The sequence below is a fragment of the Okeania sp. genome, assembly GCF_983059655.1.
In genome coordinates this window covers 1-21,819 of sequence record NZ_CEZPJD010000027.1, presented here as the reverse complement: position 1 = coordinate 21,819, position 21,819 = coordinate 1, and the positions used below count along the sequence as shown (strand labels likewise).

The 21,819-nt window shown below is 34.7% G+C and carries 18 protein-coding genes; 15 read left to right on the top strand and 3 right to left on the bottom strand.

The genetic code is table 11. The features are described from left to right. Positions 1–212 precede the first annotated feature (212 nt). Entirely contained in the window at positions 213–1,778 is a 1,566-nt protein-coding gene (locus AC3DU7_RS03400) for a serine/threonine-protein kinase (protein WP_488037959.1), read from the bottom strand. A 214-nt stretch (positions 1,779–1,992) separates the two neighbouring features. After that, entirely contained in the window at positions 1,993–3,267 is a 1,275-nt protein-coding gene (locus AC3DU7_RS03395) for an RNA-guided endonuclease InsQ/TnpB family protein (protein WP_488037958.1), read from the bottom strand. A 392-nt stretch (positions 3,268–3,659) separates the two neighbouring features. On the opposite strand from AC3DU7_RS03395, the gene AC3DU7_RS03390 reads away from it, so the two are divergent. The 5 genes from AC3DU7_RS03390 to AC3DU7_RS03370 all read left to right on the top strand — a co-directional run bounded on the left by AC3DU7_RS03390 (position 3,660) and on the right by AC3DU7_RS03370 (position 11,390). Then, positions 3,660–4,415: a WecB/TagA/CpsF family glycosyltransferase gene (locus tag AC3DU7_RS03390; RefSeq protein WP_488037957.1), complete on the top strand. Its 756-nt coding sequence runs from the start codon at positions 3,660–3,662 to the stop codon at positions 4,413–4,415. Between the two features lie 768 nt (positions 4,416–5,183). After that, positions 5,184–6,578: a hypothetical protein gene (locus AC3DU7_RS03385; RefSeq protein ID WP_488037956.1), complete on the top strand. Its 1,395-nt coding sequence runs from the start codon at positions 5,184–5,186 to the stop codon at positions 6,576–6,578. Between the two features lie 656 nt (positions 6,579–7,234). Then, on the top strand, positions 7,235–8,410 hold the full coding sequence (locus AC3DU7_RS03380) for a pentapeptide repeat-containing protein (protein ID WP_488037955.1): 1,176 nt from the start codon (positions 7,235–7,237) through the stop codon (positions 8,408–8,410). Between the two features lie 311 nt (positions 8,411–8,721). Next, positions 8,722–9,543 (top strand): pentapeptide repeat-containing protein, encoded by an 822-nt coding sequence (locus tag AC3DU7_RS03375; protein WP_488037954.1) that lies wholly within the window; start codon positions 8,722–8,724, stop codon positions 9,541–9,543. Positions 9,544–10,067: 524 nt separating this feature from the next. Next, positions 10,068–11,390, top strand: a complete 1,323-nt coding sequence (locus AC3DU7_RS03370) for a pentapeptide repeat-containing protein (RefSeq protein WP_488037953.1) — start codon at positions 10,068–10,070, stop codon at positions 11,388–11,390. 361 nt (positions 11,391–11,751) lie between these two features. On the opposite strand, the gene AC3DU7_RS03365 is transcribed toward AC3DU7_RS03370, so the two are convergent. Further along, a complete protein-coding gene (locus AC3DU7_RS03365; protein WP_488037952.1) occupies positions 11,752–13,131 on the bottom strand; it encodes an aminopeptidase P family protein in 1,380 nt (459 codons plus the stop codon). A 523-nt stretch (positions 13,132–13,654) separates the two neighbouring features. On the opposite strand from AC3DU7_RS03365, the gene AC3DU7_RS03360 reads away from it, so the two are divergent. The 10 genes from AC3DU7_RS03360 to AC3DU7_RS03315 form a co-directional block, all read left to right on the top strand. Further along, the gene (locus tag AC3DU7_RS03360; protein ID WP_488037951.1) at positions 13,655–14,641 is read left to right on the top strand and encodes an SMP-30/gluconolactonase/LRE family protein; all 987 of its coding nucleotides are present in this window, start codon (positions 13,655–13,657) and stop codon (positions 14,639–14,641) included. A 377-nt stretch (positions 14,642–15,018) separates the two neighbouring features. After that, the gene (locus tag AC3DU7_RS03355; RefSeq protein WP_488037950.1) at positions 15,019–15,909 is read left to right on the top strand and encodes an alpha/beta hydrolase fold domain-containing protein; all 891 of its coding nucleotides are present in this window, start codon (positions 15,019–15,021) and stop codon (positions 15,907–15,909) included. Between the two features lie 179 nt (positions 15,910–16,088). After that, entirely contained in the window at positions 16,089–16,283 is a 195-nt protein-coding gene (locus AC3DU7_RS03350) for a hypothetical protein (RefSeq protein WP_488037949.1), read from the top strand. A 33-nt stretch (positions 16,284–16,316) separates the two neighbouring features. Beyond that, entirely contained in the window at positions 16,317–16,544 is a 228-nt protein-coding gene (locus AC3DU7_RS03345) for a DUF5684 domain-containing protein (RefSeq protein WP_488037962.1), read from the top strand. Between the two features lie 89 nt (positions 16,545–16,633). Then, positions 16,634–16,795: a hypothetical protein gene (locus AC3DU7_RS03340; protein ID WP_488037948.1), complete on the top strand. Its 162-nt coding sequence runs from the start codon at positions 16,634–16,636 to the stop codon at positions 16,793–16,795. Positions 16,796–16,805: 10 nt separating this feature from the next. Beyond that, positions 16,806–17,309, top strand: a complete 504-nt coding sequence (locus tag AC3DU7_RS03335; protein WP_488037947.1) for a DUF2752 domain-containing protein — start codon at positions 16,806–16,808, stop codon at positions 17,307–17,309. Positions 17,310–17,889: 580 nt separating this feature from the next. Continuing rightward, the gene (locus AC3DU7_RS03330) at positions 17,890–18,255 is read left to right on the top strand and encodes a response regulator transcription factor (RefSeq protein ID WP_488037946.1); all 366 of its coding nucleotides are present in this window, start codon (positions 17,890–17,892) and stop codon (positions 18,253–18,255) included. A gap of 99 nt (positions 18,256–18,354) precedes the next feature. Beyond that, entirely contained in the window at positions 18,355–19,773 is a 1,419-nt protein-coding gene (locus tag AC3DU7_RS03325) for an RNA-guided endonuclease InsQ/TnpB family protein (RefSeq protein ID WP_488037945.1), read from the top strand. Beyond that, positions 19,718–21,097 (top strand): sensor histidine kinase, encoded by a 1,380-nt coding sequence (locus AC3DU7_RS03320; RefSeq protein ID WP_488037944.1) that lies wholly within the window; start codon positions 19,718–19,720, stop codon positions 21,095–21,097. The genes AC3DU7_RS03325 and AC3DU7_RS03320 overlap by 56 nt, the downstream gene beginning before the upstream one ends. A gap of 328 nt (positions 21,098–21,425) precedes the next feature. Next, positions 21,426–21,819: alpha/beta hydrolase (locus tag AC3DU7_RS03315; protein ID WP_488037943.1), on the top strand; the 394-nt coding region annotated here is incomplete at its 3' end.

The window sequence follows — 21,819 nt, the reverse complement described above, 5'->3', positions numbered from 1 at the left end:
TAACTAAGTAGGTTGGCGTTAAAATCTGTCGCTATCTAACAAGATGTAAATTCGACTCAAATCAACTTTAGGTCATAGCTGGGAGTTAATTTGCAAAACTTAATGTAGTCAAGCTTTTTTGTACTTACCTACTTAAATTTCACTCAGTCAACGTGAGAAAAGACTGCTAAAAATATTTATTAAGAAATTTAATTTATCTGTCAAAAATCAAATTAATAGTAGTCATCAGGATACTGATTTTGTTGTTGATATTTTTGATAGTTATACTCAAGAGATTTAGATGGATAGTCATCAGGATAGTCTAATTTTTCTGGCAAATATATTTTTTCATTAACAGAATAACTGTGGCTAGGTATTTGAGTTTTCAAATCATAGGAATAATATGGTTTGTCTGAATCAGAATTCTCCCCATAATAGTTAGACCAACTATAAGAAGAAACTTCATCTCTGTCAACATAAGGTTTAGGTAATTTGTTCAACTTTGGTGGATTTGTAGAGTAAGTTTTTACCGAAGGAGAATCAAAAAGAGGACTAGATGGATCGTGAGTTCTGAAAGCATAATCTGACTCATTCTTCAGAGTTTCTAGTAAATTACCTGATGTCAAAGATACTGTTTTCTTGTTAGTTTTTGCATGACTATAACGAAGAGTAATATCAAAGCCTATCCATCCAAAAATCACTGCTGTAAATATAAAAACCAAGAAGATAGTTAATTGCAAACAAAGTTGATTAATCCAATTAAAATTCTTTTCTAAAGAACAATTTTTTAAAATATGAATTGGTGCTATATTATTCTTAAATTTTGATTTATTAGTAAGATTATTAGCAATTTTATTATTCATACTTAAATTAAAGTTAGTATCCATCAAGCCATAATTACCATTGATTTCACTACAGTTTTCTTTCGTCCTACCTTGTTGTTGATTTACTTCAAAAACATCTGATTTATCCAGCAGTAGTGCAAACCAATTTTCTAAATTTTGAGGTCGTTTTTGAGGGTCTATTTCCAATCCTTTGATAATAGTATTCTCAATATTTGGAGAAAGATTCGTTTCTAGTAATTTCAATTCAGTTTTATATACCATAAGTGCTTGAGGAATAGTTCCACTAAGCCTTAAAGCTCCAGGCGTAGGAGCTTTACCAGTAAGTAAATAGTATAATGTAGCAGTCAAAGCATAAATATCTGCTGCGGGGGTTAACTTTTGTTGCAGATTACATTGTTCAGGTGGTGCATATCCTACAGAGAATAAATTAGCATAAGTTTGCCTAATTCCAGCAGTTAAGTCACAAGTAATGCCAAAATCAGTAAGTATTACTGTATTAGTTCCCTCTTGCTTAATTATATTCTTAGGTTGTATATCCCGATGCAAGAAACCATTTTTGTGAACTACTGATAAGGCTGAAGCAATTTGATGTACATAATTAATAGCTTCCTTGGGATGAAGTTTATGGCCAGACTGTATTAAATCAGCCAAATTTTGACCAGGAATATAGTCCATTACCATGAAGAAGAGCTGCTCTTCCTCAAAAAAGTCCCACACTCTAACTATGTTAGGATGTCTAGAGTTTGCCAGAAGATGAACCTCAGCGATAAATTGATCCTGAAATTTAGCAAAGTCTTGATGATGGCGTATACTTTCATTCAGGGTTTTCAGGACAACAATTTGATTGTGTTGATGATGAATAGCTCGGTAGGTTACACCGAAGCACCCCTGGCCTAAGATACTATCAATAGTATATTTTCCTTTTTGAAGGACAACTCCTGGTTTAAGATTCATAAACACTAATTTTCAGAAAAGCGTTACTTGTCAGAATACAACAATATTTTTTTATTGCACTACGCATTAAGGTATTTGAAATGAATAGAAGCTGTTTGCGCAGCATTCCGTAGGAAAACCCTTTTGTATTCCTGTTGCCTTGCGCATAGCGCTATAGTTGATTCTGCTCGATTGATTATAGTTGACATTCCACCGGATAAATCCACGCGGATTCTTAAGCAGAATAAATTTGCCGGGATAAATCCACGTCAAGTTTAACCCTTAATGGCATAGCCAAAGATGCCTCTAGTCTGTCTGGGGTAAACCCATTCAGCTTACTTTTTAATCCAATATTTGCTGCTCCATTGCAGTCAGCATTAATTAATTTATTTTGCTTCGTTTTGTACAAACCACGTTTGATTCTTTTGCCACTAAAACTATATTCAGTTGAATTATGAGCATGATAAACAGGTATATTATCTCTATCCAAAAAACTAGCCTTAGATGTGTAAGACTCCTCTTGTTCTAAATAAGTTAATCCATATCTTTCACACATAGCTTTTAACTTTAATCTCAAACTATAGTGTGGTATTTGTACAAATTTTTGGTTAACTTTATTACCTAAATTGATATTTTTTCTCATTCCTGGATTAACACCTACAACAATAGTAGATATTTGATTTTGACTACACCAGTTAATTAAATACCTAACTGATTTATTCAGATAATCCCTTACTTGATTGTTTCGATTGACTGTAATGTTAATCTGTTTCTTAGTCAACCCTTTGATACTTTGTTTATCGTTTAATGACTGTAATCTAGCATTTTCCTTGTTGTACCACTGGTTGATTGATTTAAGTTTTCTCCCGTCCAAAATGAACGACGACCCAGTATTTGATACACAGGTAGCTAAATTATTTAAACCAAGGTCTATAGCTAAAGATTTATCAGTTTTTTTGACTGGTTGTGGTTCAACTTCAGTAATAAATTCAACTTCAAAAAACCTGGCATTATACCGAGGAATTACCCGGACTTCCTTAAGATTTTTATCTATTAATCGCTCCGGAAAAGGGATTTTTACTTCCCCATACTCAGCCTTAAATTTCCTAGACATTGGGATCTTAAAATATCCATCTTTGACAATAATTCGAGGTATAATCAAAGGAAAATACCCCTCTTTATGTAAGTATCTAGGAATTCGTATTTGTTCAAAGCGATACAGCCTCTCATTGGCAGCTTTTATTAAGTTGAAAAAAGCTCGAAAAGACCTATCAACAACTTTTAATGTTTGTTGTGCAATATCGGTTTGAAGTAGCTGGTAATTTTCATTATCTTTGCAGTGATGATAGTTGGATTCGTATCTAAGATACCCACCTTCTGCAAAATAAAACTGTCTCACAGAGTAAAGGCCTACATTGTACATATTTTTGGATAATCTGCACAACTGTCTGAGAGCTTTAAACTCTTGAGTGGACAAGTTCCTGATTTTGTTCTTTTGGGTCAGATACATTTCAACTATTATCGCCATATAGTATAAGTATAGCGAAAATAATTATGAAAGGCAATATTTAGACGACAGGTTAAAACCTGTTAGTTAGTTTTCACCCAGGTGTTAAAACTACCTGGTTTCTAACATCCCTAAATTTTTACGGTGAAGTTTCTCAAATTGGAAAATTTTGATATGGCATCAGGATGAAAGAAAGTAGTTAAGCACTAGCCGGAAAGAACGGAATCAGCTAATCTAAATCAGTAAGTATTAAGGGTGCTAATTTCAGTTATCAGTATTTCTGCAATAAGGAGGCTTGAAAATACGGAATTCTCTTTTTTTTATCTCCTTAAAAGGGGGAGCTTTAAACCACTATTTTTCGGTAAATAAATAAAATCAATTTTATAGATATAGATATGAGTGAAAAAAAATCTGAGTCTGTACCTCGTCTACCTGCAAAAAATTTTGTCTTAGGTTTACCGATACATTGTGTTGAAGACTACTCTGGTTATTTACTTTCTAGATTAGAGAGGGGACTGGGAACTCATGTCGTGACACTAAACGCTGAAATGGTTATGCAGGCAGAGAAAAATCACGTCTTGGCTGAGATAATCCGTGGATCTGAGTTGGTAGTTCCTGATGGGGCAGGTGTTGTTCTATACTTAAGGCTTAAGGGTAAATCTATACAGCGTTGTCCTGGTATTGAATTAGCAGAGAGTATTTTGCAGAAAGTACCAAGACAGAATCCAGACAACTTGGTATTTTTCTATGGAGGAAAACCAGGTGTAGCCATGAAAGCAGCAGACATTTGGCAACATAAAGTTTCACAATTGGCAGTCGCTTGTCAGCATGGTTATCTATCTCCGGCAGAAGAAATAGAATTGCTTGATACTCTGGCACAATTGCAGCCGAAACTTATATTTGTAGGTTTAGGAGTACCTCGTCAGGAGTTATGGATTGCAGAACATAAACATATTTGCCCTCAAGCAGTCTGGATTGGTATTGGCGGTAGTTTGGATATATGGGCTGGGGAAAAGGAAAGAGCGCCTGCTTGGTTTTGTGACAACTCTTTGGAGTGGCTGTATCGACTTTATCAAGAACCTTGGCGCTGGCGACGAATGTTGGCTTTACCACATTTTGCTTTCAGGTCTTTAATGGACGTAAAATTTTAGTAAGGGTTAAGACCATGGTAATATTTATGATTGATAATTTAACCTAATTTGTAGTTAAAAGTCAACTATAGCGCTACGTGCAACTCAGAAGTCAGAAGTAATCCCTGACTGAGTTAGAAAACCTATCAATGTCCGTGCCTCATTTGCGTAGTGCTATATTAATTTTCACTCATACCAATCATTTTGCTCGAGAGCAAGAAAGTGTTATTGAAATTTTGTGGAATTTATCAATTTTAGAAAGTAAGGAATAGGGAATAACTAAAATAGATGAGGGTATTTTGTATGCAAATTAGTCGTTATTTTTGTCTATTCTGAAGCTTTCAGTGTTTTTATTAGTCAAGTTTTTAATGATTAATATCAAATTAATATGAAGTTACATAGAATAATATTTGAATTAGATTTGAGTGTAGATCGAGACAGACAAGTTAATAAATTTAATAATTCTGTGCAACCTCACATAAAATTGGTACAAAACCTAAAACCTAAAACCTAATCCTAATCCTATGCAGTTTTATATAAAATTGGTATAAATTATCTGTAAAGCACTATAAAAAATTTAGATAGGGAAAAGCAGACAAAAAAACAATACACTGTACAACTTATGTCATATCATTTTGGTGAATTAGTATCAATAATGCTATTTCCTATAGCTAAATAAAAAAACTATAATAAAACAGCTACATGAAAAAATCTAGCGATCTATCTATCAGAGAAAGAAAAATTTAGTAAAGTACAAAGTTTTATTCATCAACCAGGAGTAACAAAATCATGAATTTTGAATATGAATACCAACGATGCTTAGAAAAACTGAAATGGGCAACTGGAAAATTAGAGGTAGAAGTTCAATCAGAAAAACTTGCTGAAATTGCTGAATTAGTTGTCCAACCAATGATGAGTCCCTGGCGTTATTTTCATACTCCAGATCATATTTTTGAAGTGGGAGGTTCACAGGATGCGATCGAAGTATTAGCTGCTTTATTCCACGATCTAGTGTATCTACAAATAGATCGTAGTGTGAATTTTAATCTCAGTTATTATATTACTCCTTATATTAAAGAGGTACAAGGAAAGTTAAAAATCAGAGAAAAAAATGAATTACCAAAAGATAAGAATTTTGAAATAATAGGATCTGTTTTTGGTTTTGTTGCTGGTCAGATTTTATTACCTTTTGGTGGGCAAAATGAGTTTATGAGTGCTGTTGTTGCGACCAAAGCAATGGAAACATTTTTGACAACTAAACATCTGTTTAAAATCGCTGCTTGTATTGAAGCTAGTATTCCATTTCAATCTATTTCAGAAGATGGTTTAACTGCTACTGAACGTCTTTATCAAAGACTTCGAGAAACTAATACTAAGTTGGATATTAATTTAAATGATGCTGAACTATATGAAACAATAAAAAAATCAGTTAGACTATCTAATCGAGATGTTATTGGCTTTGGCTCACCTAGTTCAATTTTTCTAGATAATACCTGGAATTTATTGCCAGAAACTAACCACAACCTCATCAATGGTAATTCATACACTATTTCTGAGTACCGAATTGCCTTAGAAAAAACTGAATGTTTTATTAAATCTTTAAATCCCGATTTAATTTTTCGCAAATTTGATGGAGAACCCAATGAAAAAACTTATATAAGTTGGGTTAATCAGGCAAAGAAAAATCTGGAAATTGCTAAAATTTATCTGGGAAGTAAAATTTTTACTCTAGGTTTTATTGAAGCATTATCTATGCGATTGGGCTTAAATATACCTCTTTCCACAATGATTGGAGAGTTGCCAACTCAAGGATTTGATCCGGCTCATTTAGAGAGTTTTTTACCAGATATTCATCACCCTTATCAACCTAAAAATAGTTTGGAACGTGAAGTATTAACTTTGTTGGCAGATGGGCGATGTCAAAATGCAGCTTATGATATGAGAAACTCACCATTGAGTACATTTATAGTTAAATATATGGGATTTGAAGAAGTAAAAAAACAAAGGGAAAGAATTAAGGAATTATTTCAAAAAATTATTTCTCCTGAAGATTTTATTGATGGCTGTAACCAAAATTTAGTGAAAATGATTATTGATGGAATTTTAGAATTATTTGAGAGTCGTAAGCAGGCAATTAGTGGGGTGAAAAAAGGCAATTGTATTCACTGGAATAAATATGAATAATACCAGTAATTTCATGTATATTTGAATCATAAAAATTTCATGGAATAGGGAACTAGGGAATAGGGAGAAATTTATCAAAGATAATATTTTTACCAAGAGAAAAAGAATATTCTTTTCCTACAGTCTACTCCTTGAACTATAGATGCTGATAACTGAAATTACCCTTGGCTAATTAATGATACTCGATATAATAGACTTCTCTAAAAAAACAAAATAAAATCAATTACTATTCATAAATTATCAATTGTACAATGTCTGGATGATCGATGCTCTAAGTATAATAATACTAGATTCACGCAAAGGTAGTTATATTATGTCCGGTTGAATAGTTACACTTCGGAGGAGGGAAGGCAGAAGGCAGAAGGGAAAGAAAAGTTGAAAGGGAAAAAGTTTTTTTATAACTCATTATCCGGACATGATATGACATATTAATTTGCGATCTATTCTTACAATAAAAAAATGTAAATTACTATAAATTATAAAATTCAACCTTATTTCCTTATTGTGTAGATGAGGAAATAAGGTGTAGAAGAGATGACAAGCGAGTATTTTTGATAACTGGATTTAGTATAATAAACTTTTTCGCGTACTATAATTGTAAAATTAGAAAGAAATTAAACTAGGGTAATATAGTCTTTTTAAAAAACTGTAAAAATATGACTGAAATAGCAGACGAACTGCTCAAACAGGGGATTTCTCAATATCAAAATTATGAGTTTGAAGCAGCTTTAGCATCTTGGCAACAGGCATTAGTTATCTACCAAGAAATTTCTGATCGCCGTAAACAAGCTACAGCCCTAGGAAATATAGGTGTTGCTTATGACGCATTATTAGACTATCACTCAGCAATAGAATATTATCGGCGACACTTAAATATAGCCAGAGAAATTCAAGACCGAGAAGGAGAAGGAAAAGCCTTAAATAATTTAGGAAATACTTATTATGCTCTAGAGAATTATTCAGAAGCAGTCGCATATCAACAAAAATGTTTGACGATCGCTCAAGAAATGCAAGACAAACTTGGTTGTGAACAAGCCTACTCCAGTTTAGGCATAGCTTATCATGGTTTGGGAGAATTTGCCCAGGCCAAAGAATGTTATCAACAACAGTTAGCTTTTGCTAAAAAAATAGGTAATTATGCTAGCCAAGGGGATGCTTTATTTAATCTCCGGTTAGTATTCCAATCAATGGAAGATGGTGGAAAGGCAGAAGAATGTAGACAACAACAAATAGCGATCGCCAAAGAATTATTATCAAAGCAACTTGGCAATAATTTTACAGAAATTGCTCAAACTGTAGCTCTAGATGTTACGGCAGATTTTGTAGGTAGCGATCTAAGTAGGATAGACCTCCAATATGCTAATTTTGTTGGAGCAGACTTACAAAAGATCAATCTCAGTGGTGCTAACTTAACCCTTGCAGACTTAAGTGGAGCTAATCTTAATGTTGCGAATTTAAGTAAAGCTAATCTCTGTAATGCTAATTTACGAGATGCTAAACTTGTAGAAGCTTATCTCAAAGATGCAGATTTACGGACAAAATTACCTCGTGCCGATTTAAGCAATGCGAACCTCAGTGGTGCTAACTTGAGTAGTGCTTATCTGCCCAATGCTAAGTTAGTCAATGTGGATCTAAGTAATGCTTCTTTACAAAATGCTGATCTTAGTGGAGTTAATTTAAGTGGGGCCAACTTACGCGGAGCTAATTTAAAACGGACAGATTTAAAAGATGCAATTTTAGAGAAGACAATATTTGCGCAAAATATAGGTATTTCTGAGCATCAAAAACAAGAGTGGGTGGCACGAGGGGCATTGTTTGAAATTTCAGAATAGAAAATAGCGCTGCTGATGTTTACTACTCCCTGACTCCCTGCTCAATAAAATGTAGAAAAGTTTTTGAGAAATTAGACATCTGGCGATCGTCAAAAATTAAATCAATTCCATACGCATAAATCATCAATTATTTTCCCCTACTCCCTACTCCCTACTCCCTCTTTTCCGGAGAGGTCTATTGTATAAAAACCTCCACACTCCACATCTCCCACCCTAATTTATCCCGCAAATATGCAACGCCAGATTTATCTATCTCCTGAATTTTGACTCCTGAATTTTGACTCCTGACTCCCGACTCCTAACTCCTAAGAGTGAAAACTGCTATAACAATTAAAAATATCGCTGAGAAAATTGTTGATTCTATGACTGCTATTGAAGGATTATGGCCTCATAATATTAGCCCCAACCGACTTGCTGTGCTAGAAAGAAAATTGGTGCTTTGGTCGCGATCGCAAAAATTTAACTCTAATTTAACTTCTGAGTCATTGCAATACAAATCTTCAGAGGAATTACAAACTTTGATATTATCTGCAACTTCTGCAGGTTGTGATTTTTCAGAGTTTAGAATGATAATCAAGGGTGTGGTTGAAGCTGATACAGAAAATTTACTGGAGTTAGCAAATCTCGCTGGTATAAATCCTACTTTAGATTTTGCAGGAGCTAAGTTATTAGGAGTTAATTTATGTGGTGTTGATTTGAGTGGTGCAAACTTGCATGAAGCTTATCTAAGGGGTGCAGATTTAAGTGATGCAGATTTGAGTGAAGCTAATCTTGGAAAAGTTAACTTAGGTGGAGCAGATTTGAGCGGGGCATTGTTAAGTAATGCCGATCTAAGTGAGGCAAACTTGCACCGTGTTAGTCTTGCTTTAGCAAATCTGAGTGGGGCAAATCTGAGTGGGGCAAATTTGAGTGAGGCAAATTTGAGCAATGCCAATTTAAGTGATGCAGATTTGAGTAATACTAATTTAACTAATGCCGATCTAAGTCAAGCTGGATTAGCATTAACAAATTTAAAAGGAGCTAATTTTCAGAATACAAAAGTAGAGAATGCTAGGTTGTGGCATGATTCTGGTTTATCTGATGAAATTAAGCAAGATTTAATTAGTCGTGGAGCGTTTTTTGAAGATGATTAGAATCAGAGAAAAAAATCATCGGCGTTGCTGAAGTGCTTGTATGATATTAATCTAAATTATTTAGGAGTCAGGAGTCAGGAGGGAAGAAAGAAGAAAAAATAGGAGTAGAAGGAGAAAGTTTTTTGTTTGCTGGCGCACAACTTTCCTGTCAGAATGAAGGGCGCAAACGTTAACACGAAGCTTTGCGTCAGCATTATCGCGGAGCGCAGAATGGAGTTTTATAGCACTCTTAATCCGGACATAATATCATACCTCAAATCACCAATGCCAAATTATCTAATTAATAATTATCAATTTTATTGACTTTGTCTTTTTTCCGAGATGCTTCTGTTTATCCTAGCAGATCGTTGTTTCAGTAATTTTTGGGAGTGCGGATGAAATGGTAAAAGTCAACCACAATCAAGTTGACTAGATTATAATTTTATTAGTCAAAGTGTAATTATTCAAAATTATACTTGACTAAATTAACTCCAGAGATCGCCTTTCAATAACATCATATTAGTAGTGTTAAAGAATAACTTTATATGGCTAATCAAAAATCACTTGATAAACTACAGAGACTAATTAATAATAATGGCCAACCTATCAATCAAAAATTGACTAACAATTTTACTGGTATAAATCTTGAGTGTGCTGACCTGAGTCTTTGCGATCTAAATGATATTAATTTCACTGAAGCTATTCTCAAGGATGCTTATCTACTTTGTGCCAACCTAAAAAGAGTTAATTTTAGTCATAGCGATCTGAGCTATGCTAATCTAAGTGGGGCAATAATGTGGTTTGCCAATCTTAATAATGTTAATTTAAAGAGCGCAGACCTTAGAGGGGTAAGTTTGATAGGTGCTGACCTCAAAGGTGCTAATTTAGAGAGTGCTAATCTTTGGCGTAGTGAAATTACAGATGCAAAACTAATTCAAGCTAATTTAACTAAGGCTAATTTAATTTTTACTAATCTCAGAAATTCTAATCTCACAGATGCTAATTTGAGTCATGCTCAACTTGATGAAGCAAATATCAGCGAAGCTAATCTCGCAAATGCTAATTTTAGTTATGCTAATTTGACAGATGTTAACCTTAAAGACTCTAATTTAAAAGGTGCTAATTTGTTTAAAATTAACATTGCCAGAGGTCTATTGAATCGAGCTAATCTAGAAGGTGCTAATCTAGAAGGTGCTAATCTAGAAGGTGCTAATTTAAGTGATGCTAATCTTAATTACACAAATTTGATGAATGCTAACTTAAATCATGTTAATTTCAGGGGAGTAAAAATTAATTATGCAACAAAATTAGATGAGAAATGGTATCTTGTTTGGGATATTGTGAATCATGGCGCTTATGGTAGAACATTAAATAGTATTGACCTTGAATATGCCAACCTGAAAGGTGCTAATATAGGAAATGCTAATTTAACAGATGCTAACTTCAGATATGCTAACTTCAGATATGCTAACCTCAGCAATACAAATCTTTCTAATAGCAAATTAACTAATGCTAATCTGACAGATGTTAATTTGATCAAAGCTAATTTATCTAATTCTAATATGCAAGGTGCTGACTTAAGCAACACTTTATTATTTAATGCAAACTTAAAAGGTGCTTCATTAAATGAAGCTAAATTGCTAAAAGCACAACTGTGTGATGCAGAGTTATCAAATGCCAAATTAAAAAAGGCAAATTTGATGGATGCTAACTTAAAAAATACTAAGTTATTGAAAGCTGATTTAAGAGAAATTAACCTAGAAGGTGCAGAATTAGAAGGAGCTATTTTTGGTGAAAATTTAGGAATTACTGAAGAAATGAAACAGGAGTTAGTTAAACGTGGAGCTATTTTTCGGGATAAATATTAATGGTTAATTTAGGAGGAGTCAGAAATTCCTACGGATGCTCCGCAAACAGAATTCAGAATTCGTATGGGAATAGCTTCAATACCAGTTTTTAAGTCGTAATATCATGTCCGGTTGAATAGTTATACTTTGGAGGAGGGAAGGCAGAGGGCAGAAGGCAGAAGGGAAAGAAAAGTTTAAAGGGATAAAGTTTTTTTATAACTGATTATCCGGACATGATATCAATTCTCTTTTGTGTCAAAGGAACATTTCCGGCAAAATCTTTTTATTAACACTTATTATTCGTAACATTCTTTTTTCAAATTGGTATAAAATTAAAAGCAATAGCTGTTTGCGCAGCATTCCGTAGAAAATTATTCTGTAATTATTTGACTAAATTTTCAATTGAATCAATATCACTAGGTAATTCTTTAGTCAAAACTTCAGCACCATTTGCAGTCACTAAAACATCATCTTCAATTCTAATACCTCGAACATCATCAAATTTTTCTAAGTTTTCCCAATTCACAATATCTTGATATTTTTGACGCATTTCTTTGTTGTTTAAAATACCTGGTACTTGATAAAAACCAGGTTCAATTGTGACTAACATTCCGGGAGTTAATGGACGATTTAATCGTAGAAAACCTAAACCAAAACGACTACTACGCTCCCTACCTATTTCATATCCAGCTAAATCTCCAAAATCTTCCATATCGTGAACATCTAAACCTAATAAATGACCGATTCCATGGGGAAAAAATAAGGCATGAGCATCCATTTCTACTAAGTCTTCTGTTTGACCTTCTAAAATTCCTAAATTTACTAATCCTTCCGCAATAACTTGAGCTGCTAATAGATGAATATCTAAATATTCAATACCAGGTTTTATTTGAGCAATACAAGTATCATGGGCAGCTAAAACTACATCATAAATATCTCGTTGGGTGGGAGAAAATTTACCAGAAACAGGCCAAGTTCGAGTCACATCACTCGCCCAACCTAAACTTGTCTCTGCTCCCACATCTGCTAATAGTAAATCTCCTGTTTGTAGAGGGTGATGATATTGTTCATTGTGCAAAACTTCTCCATGTACAGTCACAATACTGGAGTAAGCACAAGTCATATTATCGGAGATAATAATACTCTCCATTATGCCTCGGATATTAGACTCAAATTTAGCATTTTTGGTAGCTGCCATTCCAGCTTTGTGAGCTTCTACAGTTACTGCTACTGCTTGTTTTATTTCTGTTAAAGCTGTGGCATCTTGGCTAAGTCTTAAAGAGATAATAGCTTTTGTTAATTCTAAGTCAATTTCTTTGGGTTTATTAGGTGCATAAATATCTCTATTCAGAGTTTGAAATTGTATAGTTTGAGTAGGAGAATTTTGCACAGAAATAGTCGCAGCATTTGTGGTATGATATTTCAATTCTTGCATAGGAAAAGCAGCATCGGCACCAATAATTTCAGCTAAGAAATCGCGGGTGGGCATTTCTCCATGCCAAAGTTGACTACTAGGTGGTGCATTATCCATAAATAGTTCTAATTTTTCTCCATCTAAATGTATAGCAGCATCTTCAATAGGTAGTCCGGCAAAATAGAGAAAATGACTGCTAGGACGAAAGGGAAAAGTATTAGCTGGAAAGTTGCGGGGACTGGGATTTCCTGACCAAAGTATAACGGGAAAATTGATTAATTTGGCTAATTTTTGTCGTCGGTTACGGAGTGTTTTTGCTAGAGAATTTTGTAAGTTAGGAATGTGCATGGGAGTTATTTATATAAAGTAAGAAAGAAGGAAGAAGGAAGAGGGAAGAAGAAGGAAATAATGATATCAATAAATAGCTTCTAATTTCCTTTTTGCAGTATTATTTTTGATGATTGGTATCACAAATAATAGAGAAGTTGAAAAAATATCTGTAAGCATTCAGCCGTCAGCTATCAGCTAGCCTCCTCCGGAGGACCTGCGAACTTCAGCTATTGCTCTTAGTTTAGGATAAAAGTAATATTTAATTGTCTTACTACAAAAGTTGGCTCCTTTGCTTTTAAAGTCTATATTAATATTAAACACTGTCTTAATCTTAAGAGACTCTTGTTGCTGAAAGCTGACAGCTAATAGCTGTTTGCGCAGCATTCCGTAGGAAATGCTTACAAATATCTAATTTATTATTATAGCAGGTGAAAAATTTACTATACTACTTATTACTAAGAAATTATCACTAGAAAAGGTCAATTCTCTGATATTTATCCTAGTCAATACAGTAAAAAGCAAAATCAACTAGAAATAAAAAATGTCAATTATAAAATTTTTGATGATTACGTCAATGTTTTTATTAACAACAGTAGTTAGTATATATGAAGCTAAAAATAATAAGAGTCTTTTCTCTCAAAATAATTATTTCCAATTAGCTCAAGCTAACTCAGCCGAAAATTTACAGAATATTATTGGGGAAGATGCACAAGTAGAAAAAGTAGTAGAAGGTTTCAAATTTATCGAGGGGCCTGTCTGGCATCCTGACGGTTTTTTACTATTTAGCGATATTCCAGAAAATACAATTTATCAATGGCAACCTAATCAAGAAGTCAAAGTATTTCGTCGTCCTTCCGGGAATGCTAATGGTAATACACTAGATTTACAAGGAAGATTAATTACTGGCGAACATAGTAATCGTCGGATATCAAGAACTGAAAAAGATGGAAAAATAATTACACTTGCTGATGAATATAACGGCAAACGTTTGAATAGTCCCAATGATTTAGTTGTCAAATCAGATGGAAGTATTTATTTTACCGACCCTCCTTTTGGAATTAAATCAGAACAGGAAGAATTAGGCTTTTATGGTGTTTATAAGATTGCACCAGATGGTAAGTTAACTTTATTAATTGATGATTTTATTCGCCCTAATGGGATTGCTTTATCACCTGATGAAACTAAACTTTATGTTAATGATTCTCAAAAAGGTCATATTCGTGTTTTTGATGTTAAGTCCGATGGAAATCTAGAAAATGGCATGATTTTTGCTGAGTTAAAAGACTCTAAAAAAATAGGTGTTCCTGATGGTATGAAAGTAGATTTGCAAGGAAATCTTTATAGTACAGGACCGGGAGGAGTTTGGGTTTTTGCTCCATCAGGAAAGTTATTAGGAATTATTGCCGTACCAGAAAGAGTTACTAATTTAGCATGGGGAAATGATGACTATAAAACTCTTTATTTAACAGCTAGTAAAAGTCTCTATCGAATTACTCTTAAAGTTGCCGGAGTTAGACCATTTCACTAAAATCAGAAGTCAAAATTCAAAAATTAGAAGTGATATTAATGGAAATTAAAACCTCTACTTTACAGTAATTTTAGCTTATTATTTGACTTCATCAGTTACCAACTATTTGTGACATTTTTTAAGTGAATTGGTATGTAAGTATTTCCTACGGAATGCTTTCCTACAGGATGCTACGCAAACGCAAACAGCCTTCAGCTATAAGCATTTCAGTTATTGCTTTTAGTTTTATATCAAAGCTTTACTAATTGAGGGAGATAAAAAGAAAATTTTTCCTTTTAGTCAATTCTCTTCTTTTAAAGGAGAGGTAATTGTTAATTATTAATTGTTAATTGTTGAACCTACTACCTAGCACTTATTAAATCTTTACAGCCAAATTAATGTTAAATAATTATCTATCTAAAGCATCACATCAAGCAGTATTTCTTGGCTATAACTTTTTACCAATAATTACTTGGAAAGTATTATCAAATCCTGCTGCTGAAATTGTGGCATTTTTCAACAACTATCGTATTCATAAACAGATTAAATATTTGACTGTCAATAACTACGATTTAAAATTAGACATTTATCAGTCCCTCACCACTAAACCCCACCCAGTAGTTATTTTTATTCACGGTGGTGGTTGGGTAGACCGCCCAAAAGAAGTGGAACTATTTTTTTTATTACCATATCTGAAAATGGGTTTTTCCATTGTAAATGTGGGGTATCGTTTGGCAGCACAGTCATTAGCACCCGCAGCAGTAACAGACTGTCAATCTGCTTTACGTTGGACGATAAAAAATGCCCAACAGTACAATTTCGATCCTGAAAAAATCATTGTCAGTGGCTTTTCTGCCGGAGGTCATTTAGCCATGACAACTGCTATATTACCTACTTCTGCTGATGAAGACTTGAAAGTAGCTGCGGTAGTCAATTGGTATGGCATTACGGATGTCAAAGATTTACTTGAGGGGCCTAATGTTCGAGATTATGCTCTGGAGTGGATGGGCAACCAGAGCGATCGCTTGAAAATTGCCGAGGGTATTTCTCCAATTAATTATGTACATTCTGAACTCCCACCAATTTTTACCGTTCACGGCGATGCCGACTTAAGTGTCCCATATAATCATGCTGTGAAATTTCACCAAGCACTTAATCAAGATAATGTACCAAATCAATTATTAACTATTTCAGGAGGTGGACATGGAGGATTTAGTTATAGTCAAAATCTTAAAGTTTATAAACATATTGAAGCTTTTTTCATAAAAAATGGTTTATTAAGTGATTAATAATTAGGTGGTAGTGAATAGTCATAATAAAGGCCATATTGACGGTTTTGAACTACTCCCAATTCCCAATTAATATTTCTTTACCATTAATTCCGAGTACCATCTAATTAACTGCCAAAATGTCTGGAAAAACCAGAAAAAATTGAGGCAGTGTTGTTAACCTCAATCAATTAAGACAAATGTTATATCTGAGTGAATTTTCAGTAGTTAATTCAGCAGTTGGTATGATGTTACCAATTTTTTTAGCACAGGAAACAATAACTCCACCACCAGAAATAGACCCAGCTATGGTTGATGGTTTGATGACTGCTATAAACTTAGCTTCTATTGTGGGATACTTAATAATGGCGTTTTTCTCTTATAAAATTTACTAAAAGTTAAATGTTGAAGATGCTTGGTTTGCTTGGATTCCAATTTTAGGTACATACATTACTTTCAAAGCTGCTGATGAGGAAAAACCTGTACTATGGACAATTTTATCTTGTATTCCATGTATTAATATCATTGCTGCAATTAAATCAATTATGGCTTGGGTGAAAATTTTTAATAAATTAGAGAAGTATCCCTGGTTACTGTTGATATGTATCATTCCTTTTGCAATTTTCTTTGTCTTTGGATATGTAGCATTTAGCTAATTTTTTAAAACAAAAAGAAGTAGTAATATTGATTAACTACAGGAGTAATCTAAACAATGTTCAACCTTAAATACAGGAAAGTAATTTTTTTGATTCTTATTGCTATTTTGGCAGGAGGATCGATGGCTGCTTATTCTCAATCAGAGACTAATTTTTTGCTCAAAACTGTAGAATTAGTTATCTTTCAACAAGCAGCAACAATTATAATTTATCTCAGTTGTTTTGGTTGGGATATATTGCGTAGTCGATAAATAAATTGAAATGCAAAAGTTTTCTGAATTTTTATCAGATAAAGAGCGATGTCAGCGATATGTTTATCTAGCGATCGCTCTTCTTCCTATTATTGGCAGCTACTTATTTAATTTTGGTTTGAAAATACCATTTCTAGGATGCCCACTCTTACGTTATATTGGTATTCCCTGCCCTGGATGGGGGTTGACCCGCTCCCTGATGGCAGTTGCACGAGCAGATTTGAGTCAGGCGATCGCTTATCATTTATTTGGGCCTGTATTTTTTGCTGCGTTTGTAATTGCAATTTTACATATTGTTTTGGAATTAATAAATAATCGAAAAATCCGAACATTTTATTTACCTTTAATTCAAAATAATCATTTTCAGATTTTTTGTTTTCTAGTTTTATTTGGTTATCATGGAACACGACTACAAGAATTGTGGAAAACTGGAGACATTTATAATTTTTTGATTCATTCGACACTACTGGGAAATTTATTATTTGGGGTTATTAGTGTAAGTTTGGGGAGATAGGGAGATGGTGAATCTGGAGGGAAAATTTCTACCTTTTTCTCCTATTATATTTCTCTAGCTCCTGACTCCTTTACCAAGATACAATAAGGGTTTTATAACTGTTTTAATATGAAATATCAAAAAGAATTATACGAATAATTTAGCTGGTTAAAAAACTTTACCCATAAATGTATATTTGACTAAAAACAGAGTTTTACTCTAATATAAATCTCCAGAAAAGAGGGAGTAGGGAGTAGGGAGAAATAATTGATGATTTATGTGCGATAATTAATTTTATTTTTGATTATTGGAGATGCTAATAGACATCTCCGAAAAAGATATAGACTTTTTGTAAAAGCAGAGCATAGGGAAGAGATTTTTATGCAAAAACATGGAAAATGATTTTTTGAGTTACTTTTACAACCCTAGTTTATAGCAAATATAAGTTTATTTTTTGAAGATATCTAATAAATGATATATAAGCTATTTCTTCTAACTTCTAATTTTTGACTTTTAACTTTTGACTTTTAACTTTTGACTTTTAACTCCTAACTCCTAAAGAATTAAGATTAATATCATACACTAATTCAGCAACGCCAGTATGAAAATTCTCTTAGTTGAAGATGATAAACAAGTTGCCGATGCACTATCGGAAGCATTGCGCGATCGCAATTATATTGTAGAAATTGCTCAAGATGGAACAGAAGGTTTAGAGCTGGCCAAAACTTTTACTTACGATTTAATTATCCTCGACCTAATTTTACCTAAACTAGATGGAATAACTCTTTGCCAACAGTTACGAAATTCCGGAGACAGAACATTAATTTTAATGTTGACAGGTAAAGATACTAGCGATGACCGAGTTTTAGGATTAGATGTAGGGGCGGATGATTATGTTGTTAAACCCTTTGAGATGAAAGAGTTGTTGGCCAGAATTCGAGCATTGTTACCGATAATTGGGGTCTAAAGCCCCGTCTTTCTAGGACGGCTTTTCATGCTAGTAGTTGCGCACACAGGTTTGATTTATTATAATTGTATCGTAGGATTAAAAGATAATTTTTTTTCTATGCTCATCTATGAAATGAAAATGCAAGGCACACAAAGCCAGTATCTGAAGCTAGATTTAGCTATTAGAACTGGTAGATTTGTGCGCAATAGCATGATCAGAGCTTGGATAAATAGAGATATTCAAAGTCGTAATGATGCCTACAAATACTGTACAAAATTAGCTCAAAATCCTGAATTTCCTTGGGTTAAAAAACTAAATTCTATGGCTAGACAAGCTCATGCTGAAAGAGCATGGGCAGCAATAGAAAGGTTTTATCGAAACTGTAAAGCTAAAACCCCTGCAAAAAAAGCGGTGCGACCCCGCGACGACGGAAGTCGCAAGCGGTCGGACCCCGCGCCGCCGTCAGGCGCAAGCGGTGAGACCCCGCGCCGCCGACAGGCGCAAGGGAATGCTCACCAAGAGAGGGAACGCCGACCAAGAGAGGGAATGCGCACCAAGAGAGGTTATCCCAAGTTTCCTTCGGAATGCTGCGCAAACAAAAAATACCAAGTACGAGACTCAGTTGAATACAAAACTAGCGGATGGAAATTATCAGAAGATAGACACTATTTAACTTTCACTGATGGCTTCAAAGCAGGTGCTTTTAAACTTTGGGGTAGCAGAGACCTTCATTTCTATCAACTCAATCAAATCAAACGAGTAAGAGTAATCAGAAGGCATGATGGCTACTACGTTCAATTTTTGATAGACCATACTAGGGAGGAAAGAAAGCAACTTACAGGGCAGCAATTAGGCTTAGATGTTGGTTTAAATCATTTCTATACTGACTCTCACGGAGAAAAAGTAGATAATCCGAGGTTTTTGAGAAAAGGCGAAAGTAAAATCAAGAAACTACAACGTCGATTATCTCGCACTCAAAAAGGTAGCCAAAATAGAATTAAAGCTAGAAATAGGTTAGGTAGAGCATATCTAAAGGTTTCACGCAGACGTAACGACTGGGCTTGTAAGTTAGCACAGCGCGTCATACAGTCTAACGACTTGGTAGCGATAGAAAACCTCAAGGTGCGTAATATGATGAAAAACCATAAGTTAGCTAAATCTATAGCAGATGCAGCATGGTATAGGTTTAGAGAATGGTTGGAGTATTTTGGAAGAGTCTATGGTGTGCCTGTAGTAGCAGTAGAACCTGCATATACTTCTGTAAATTGTTCAAGCTGCGGTGAGATCGTTGCGAAGACTCTCAGCACCAGGACTCATCAATGTCCACACTGTGGTTATGTTGCTGACATGGACGTTAGCGTAGCTCCTCCGCAGGAGGAAAACGCAGCAAAAAACATACTCCAATCCGCATTGAGAAAACTATCAACTACCCTGGGGCACAGGGAAAGTAACGCCTCTGAAGAGATTGGCCTCTGCTTTGATGGAGAAATCCACAAAAGTAAGTCGGCTCGCAGAAAGAGGAAAGTCTCGCAGTGATGTGGGAATCTCCGCGCCTTCAGGCCGGAGAGGATGTCAAGACCTCAACCAACAATTTAATGACTACTTGCTCCAATTAGCAGAAGCAGCATCTCAAACCTTAGAAATTGTTAAACATGAATCTAATGAACACGAAGAAGGAGAATATGACGAAGACGAACTACCAGAAGAACATTACCAAAGTAATTATCCAAAAACTTATCCAAAACTTGCCGATCTAATGGCAGGATACGACCGCCACGGAACTCTTGCTGTTCCCAAACACCGTCTACTTTACTATGCTCAAGGAGTAGAATGGTTCGATGAAAAACAAAAATTGATAATTCGAGAAGGCGATCTGGATGTCACCTGGTCTCTATCAGATAATTTAGAACATTCCGGTAATATTCTAGAGCGAAATAAAATTCGTAGTTTGGTTCTACCTGTATTTTATACCCCCCCTAGAAGCGAGACTGAAAGACTATCGGGTTATATCCGTGCCAGTCATATTACTGGAGTGTTAGATATTCAGTTAGAAAGACTGCGATGGGGATTGATAATTGGTGGGGTAGTAGCAGTCAGCTTAACTGCATGGGGTGCAATTTGGTTAACCAACAAATCTTTACAACCTATTGCCCAAAGTTTTGAGAGACTGAAACAATTTACTGCTGATGCGTCTCACGAATTAAGAAGTCCGCTGACGGCAATTAAAAGTTCCATTTCTGTATTACAAAGTCATCCCGAACGCATCGATCCAGTAGATAAAAATAAAGTAGATGCTATTGCCGATGCTAGCTATCGCATGACACATTTAGTAGAAGATTTATTGTTATTAGCACGTCTAGATGGTTCAGTTGCGTTGATGAGTCTGGAAAAAATCCCCCTTCCCTTAGATGAAATTCTGGAAGACACTATCGAATTTGCTCGTAGTGAAGCAGAAAAAAAAGATATTGACCTTAATTCAAATCTTGATTCAGATATCTGGGTTTTGGGAGATGGGCAACAATTACAACGAGTATTTTCTAATTTAATTGACAATGCCGTCCAATATACGCCCAAAGAGGGGAAAGTCACAGTTTCTTTATTCGCTGATAATGAAACAGCAATTATTGCAGTAGAAGATACAGGAATTGGCATTGCCCCAGAAGAGTTACCCCATATATTTGAACGTTTGTGGCGGAGCGATCGTGCCAGAATTGAACGACGAGAAGGAACAGGGTTAGGCATGGCGATCGCTCAAACTTTAATTCAGGTTCATGGAGGCAAAATTGAAGTAACCAGTGCTACCGGATTTGATATTAAAGGTTTTGCGGAGCATTCCGAAACGGACTACCTCAAATCCTAGTTTTTCGTACCTCATGGGTAGTCCTGATGACATCAATTTGATGACATCAATTTGTTGATACCTGCTTATCCTCTGAGCATAGATGTGGTATTCGTGAGATTAGCAAATCTTGATAATTTTTTCCATCCTGACTTCTAACTGGAGTTTAGACTAAATAGTTGAAGATAAAATAGAGTTATTAATCTGGATATTTTTTCAGGGATCTTCATTTAAAACATAAGTTGCAAAAATGTATCCAAATTCCGCAGTTTTGTTTATTCACTCATCTCAAATAACTAGATAATATCGTAAATGTAAGTCAATTTAAAACCTAATTGGACAGGACACCATGATGAAATTACAAAATTTAAAATCTGGAAAAAATGATATTACCTTTAAATCTCAGGGACTAAACCTTTCAGCTCACCTCTACACACCAGAAGGTTTTGATTCAAATGGTAACTATCCCGCTATTGTCTTTTCGCCAGCCTTTAACCAAGTGAAAGAGCAAACCGGAGCAGTTTACGGTCCTGAGTTTGCCGAACGCGGTTATGTCACTATCGTTTTTGACCATATCGGTTATGGCGATAGCGAAGGGGAAATTCGTAACAATGAAAATGCATTTGTGAAGATTGAAAGTATCCGCGATGCGGTTAGCTTCATGGGTACACTTCCCTTTGTTGACCGTGAAAACCTCTTTGGCATCGGCGTTTGCGCATCAGGCGGTTACATGGCTTTGACTG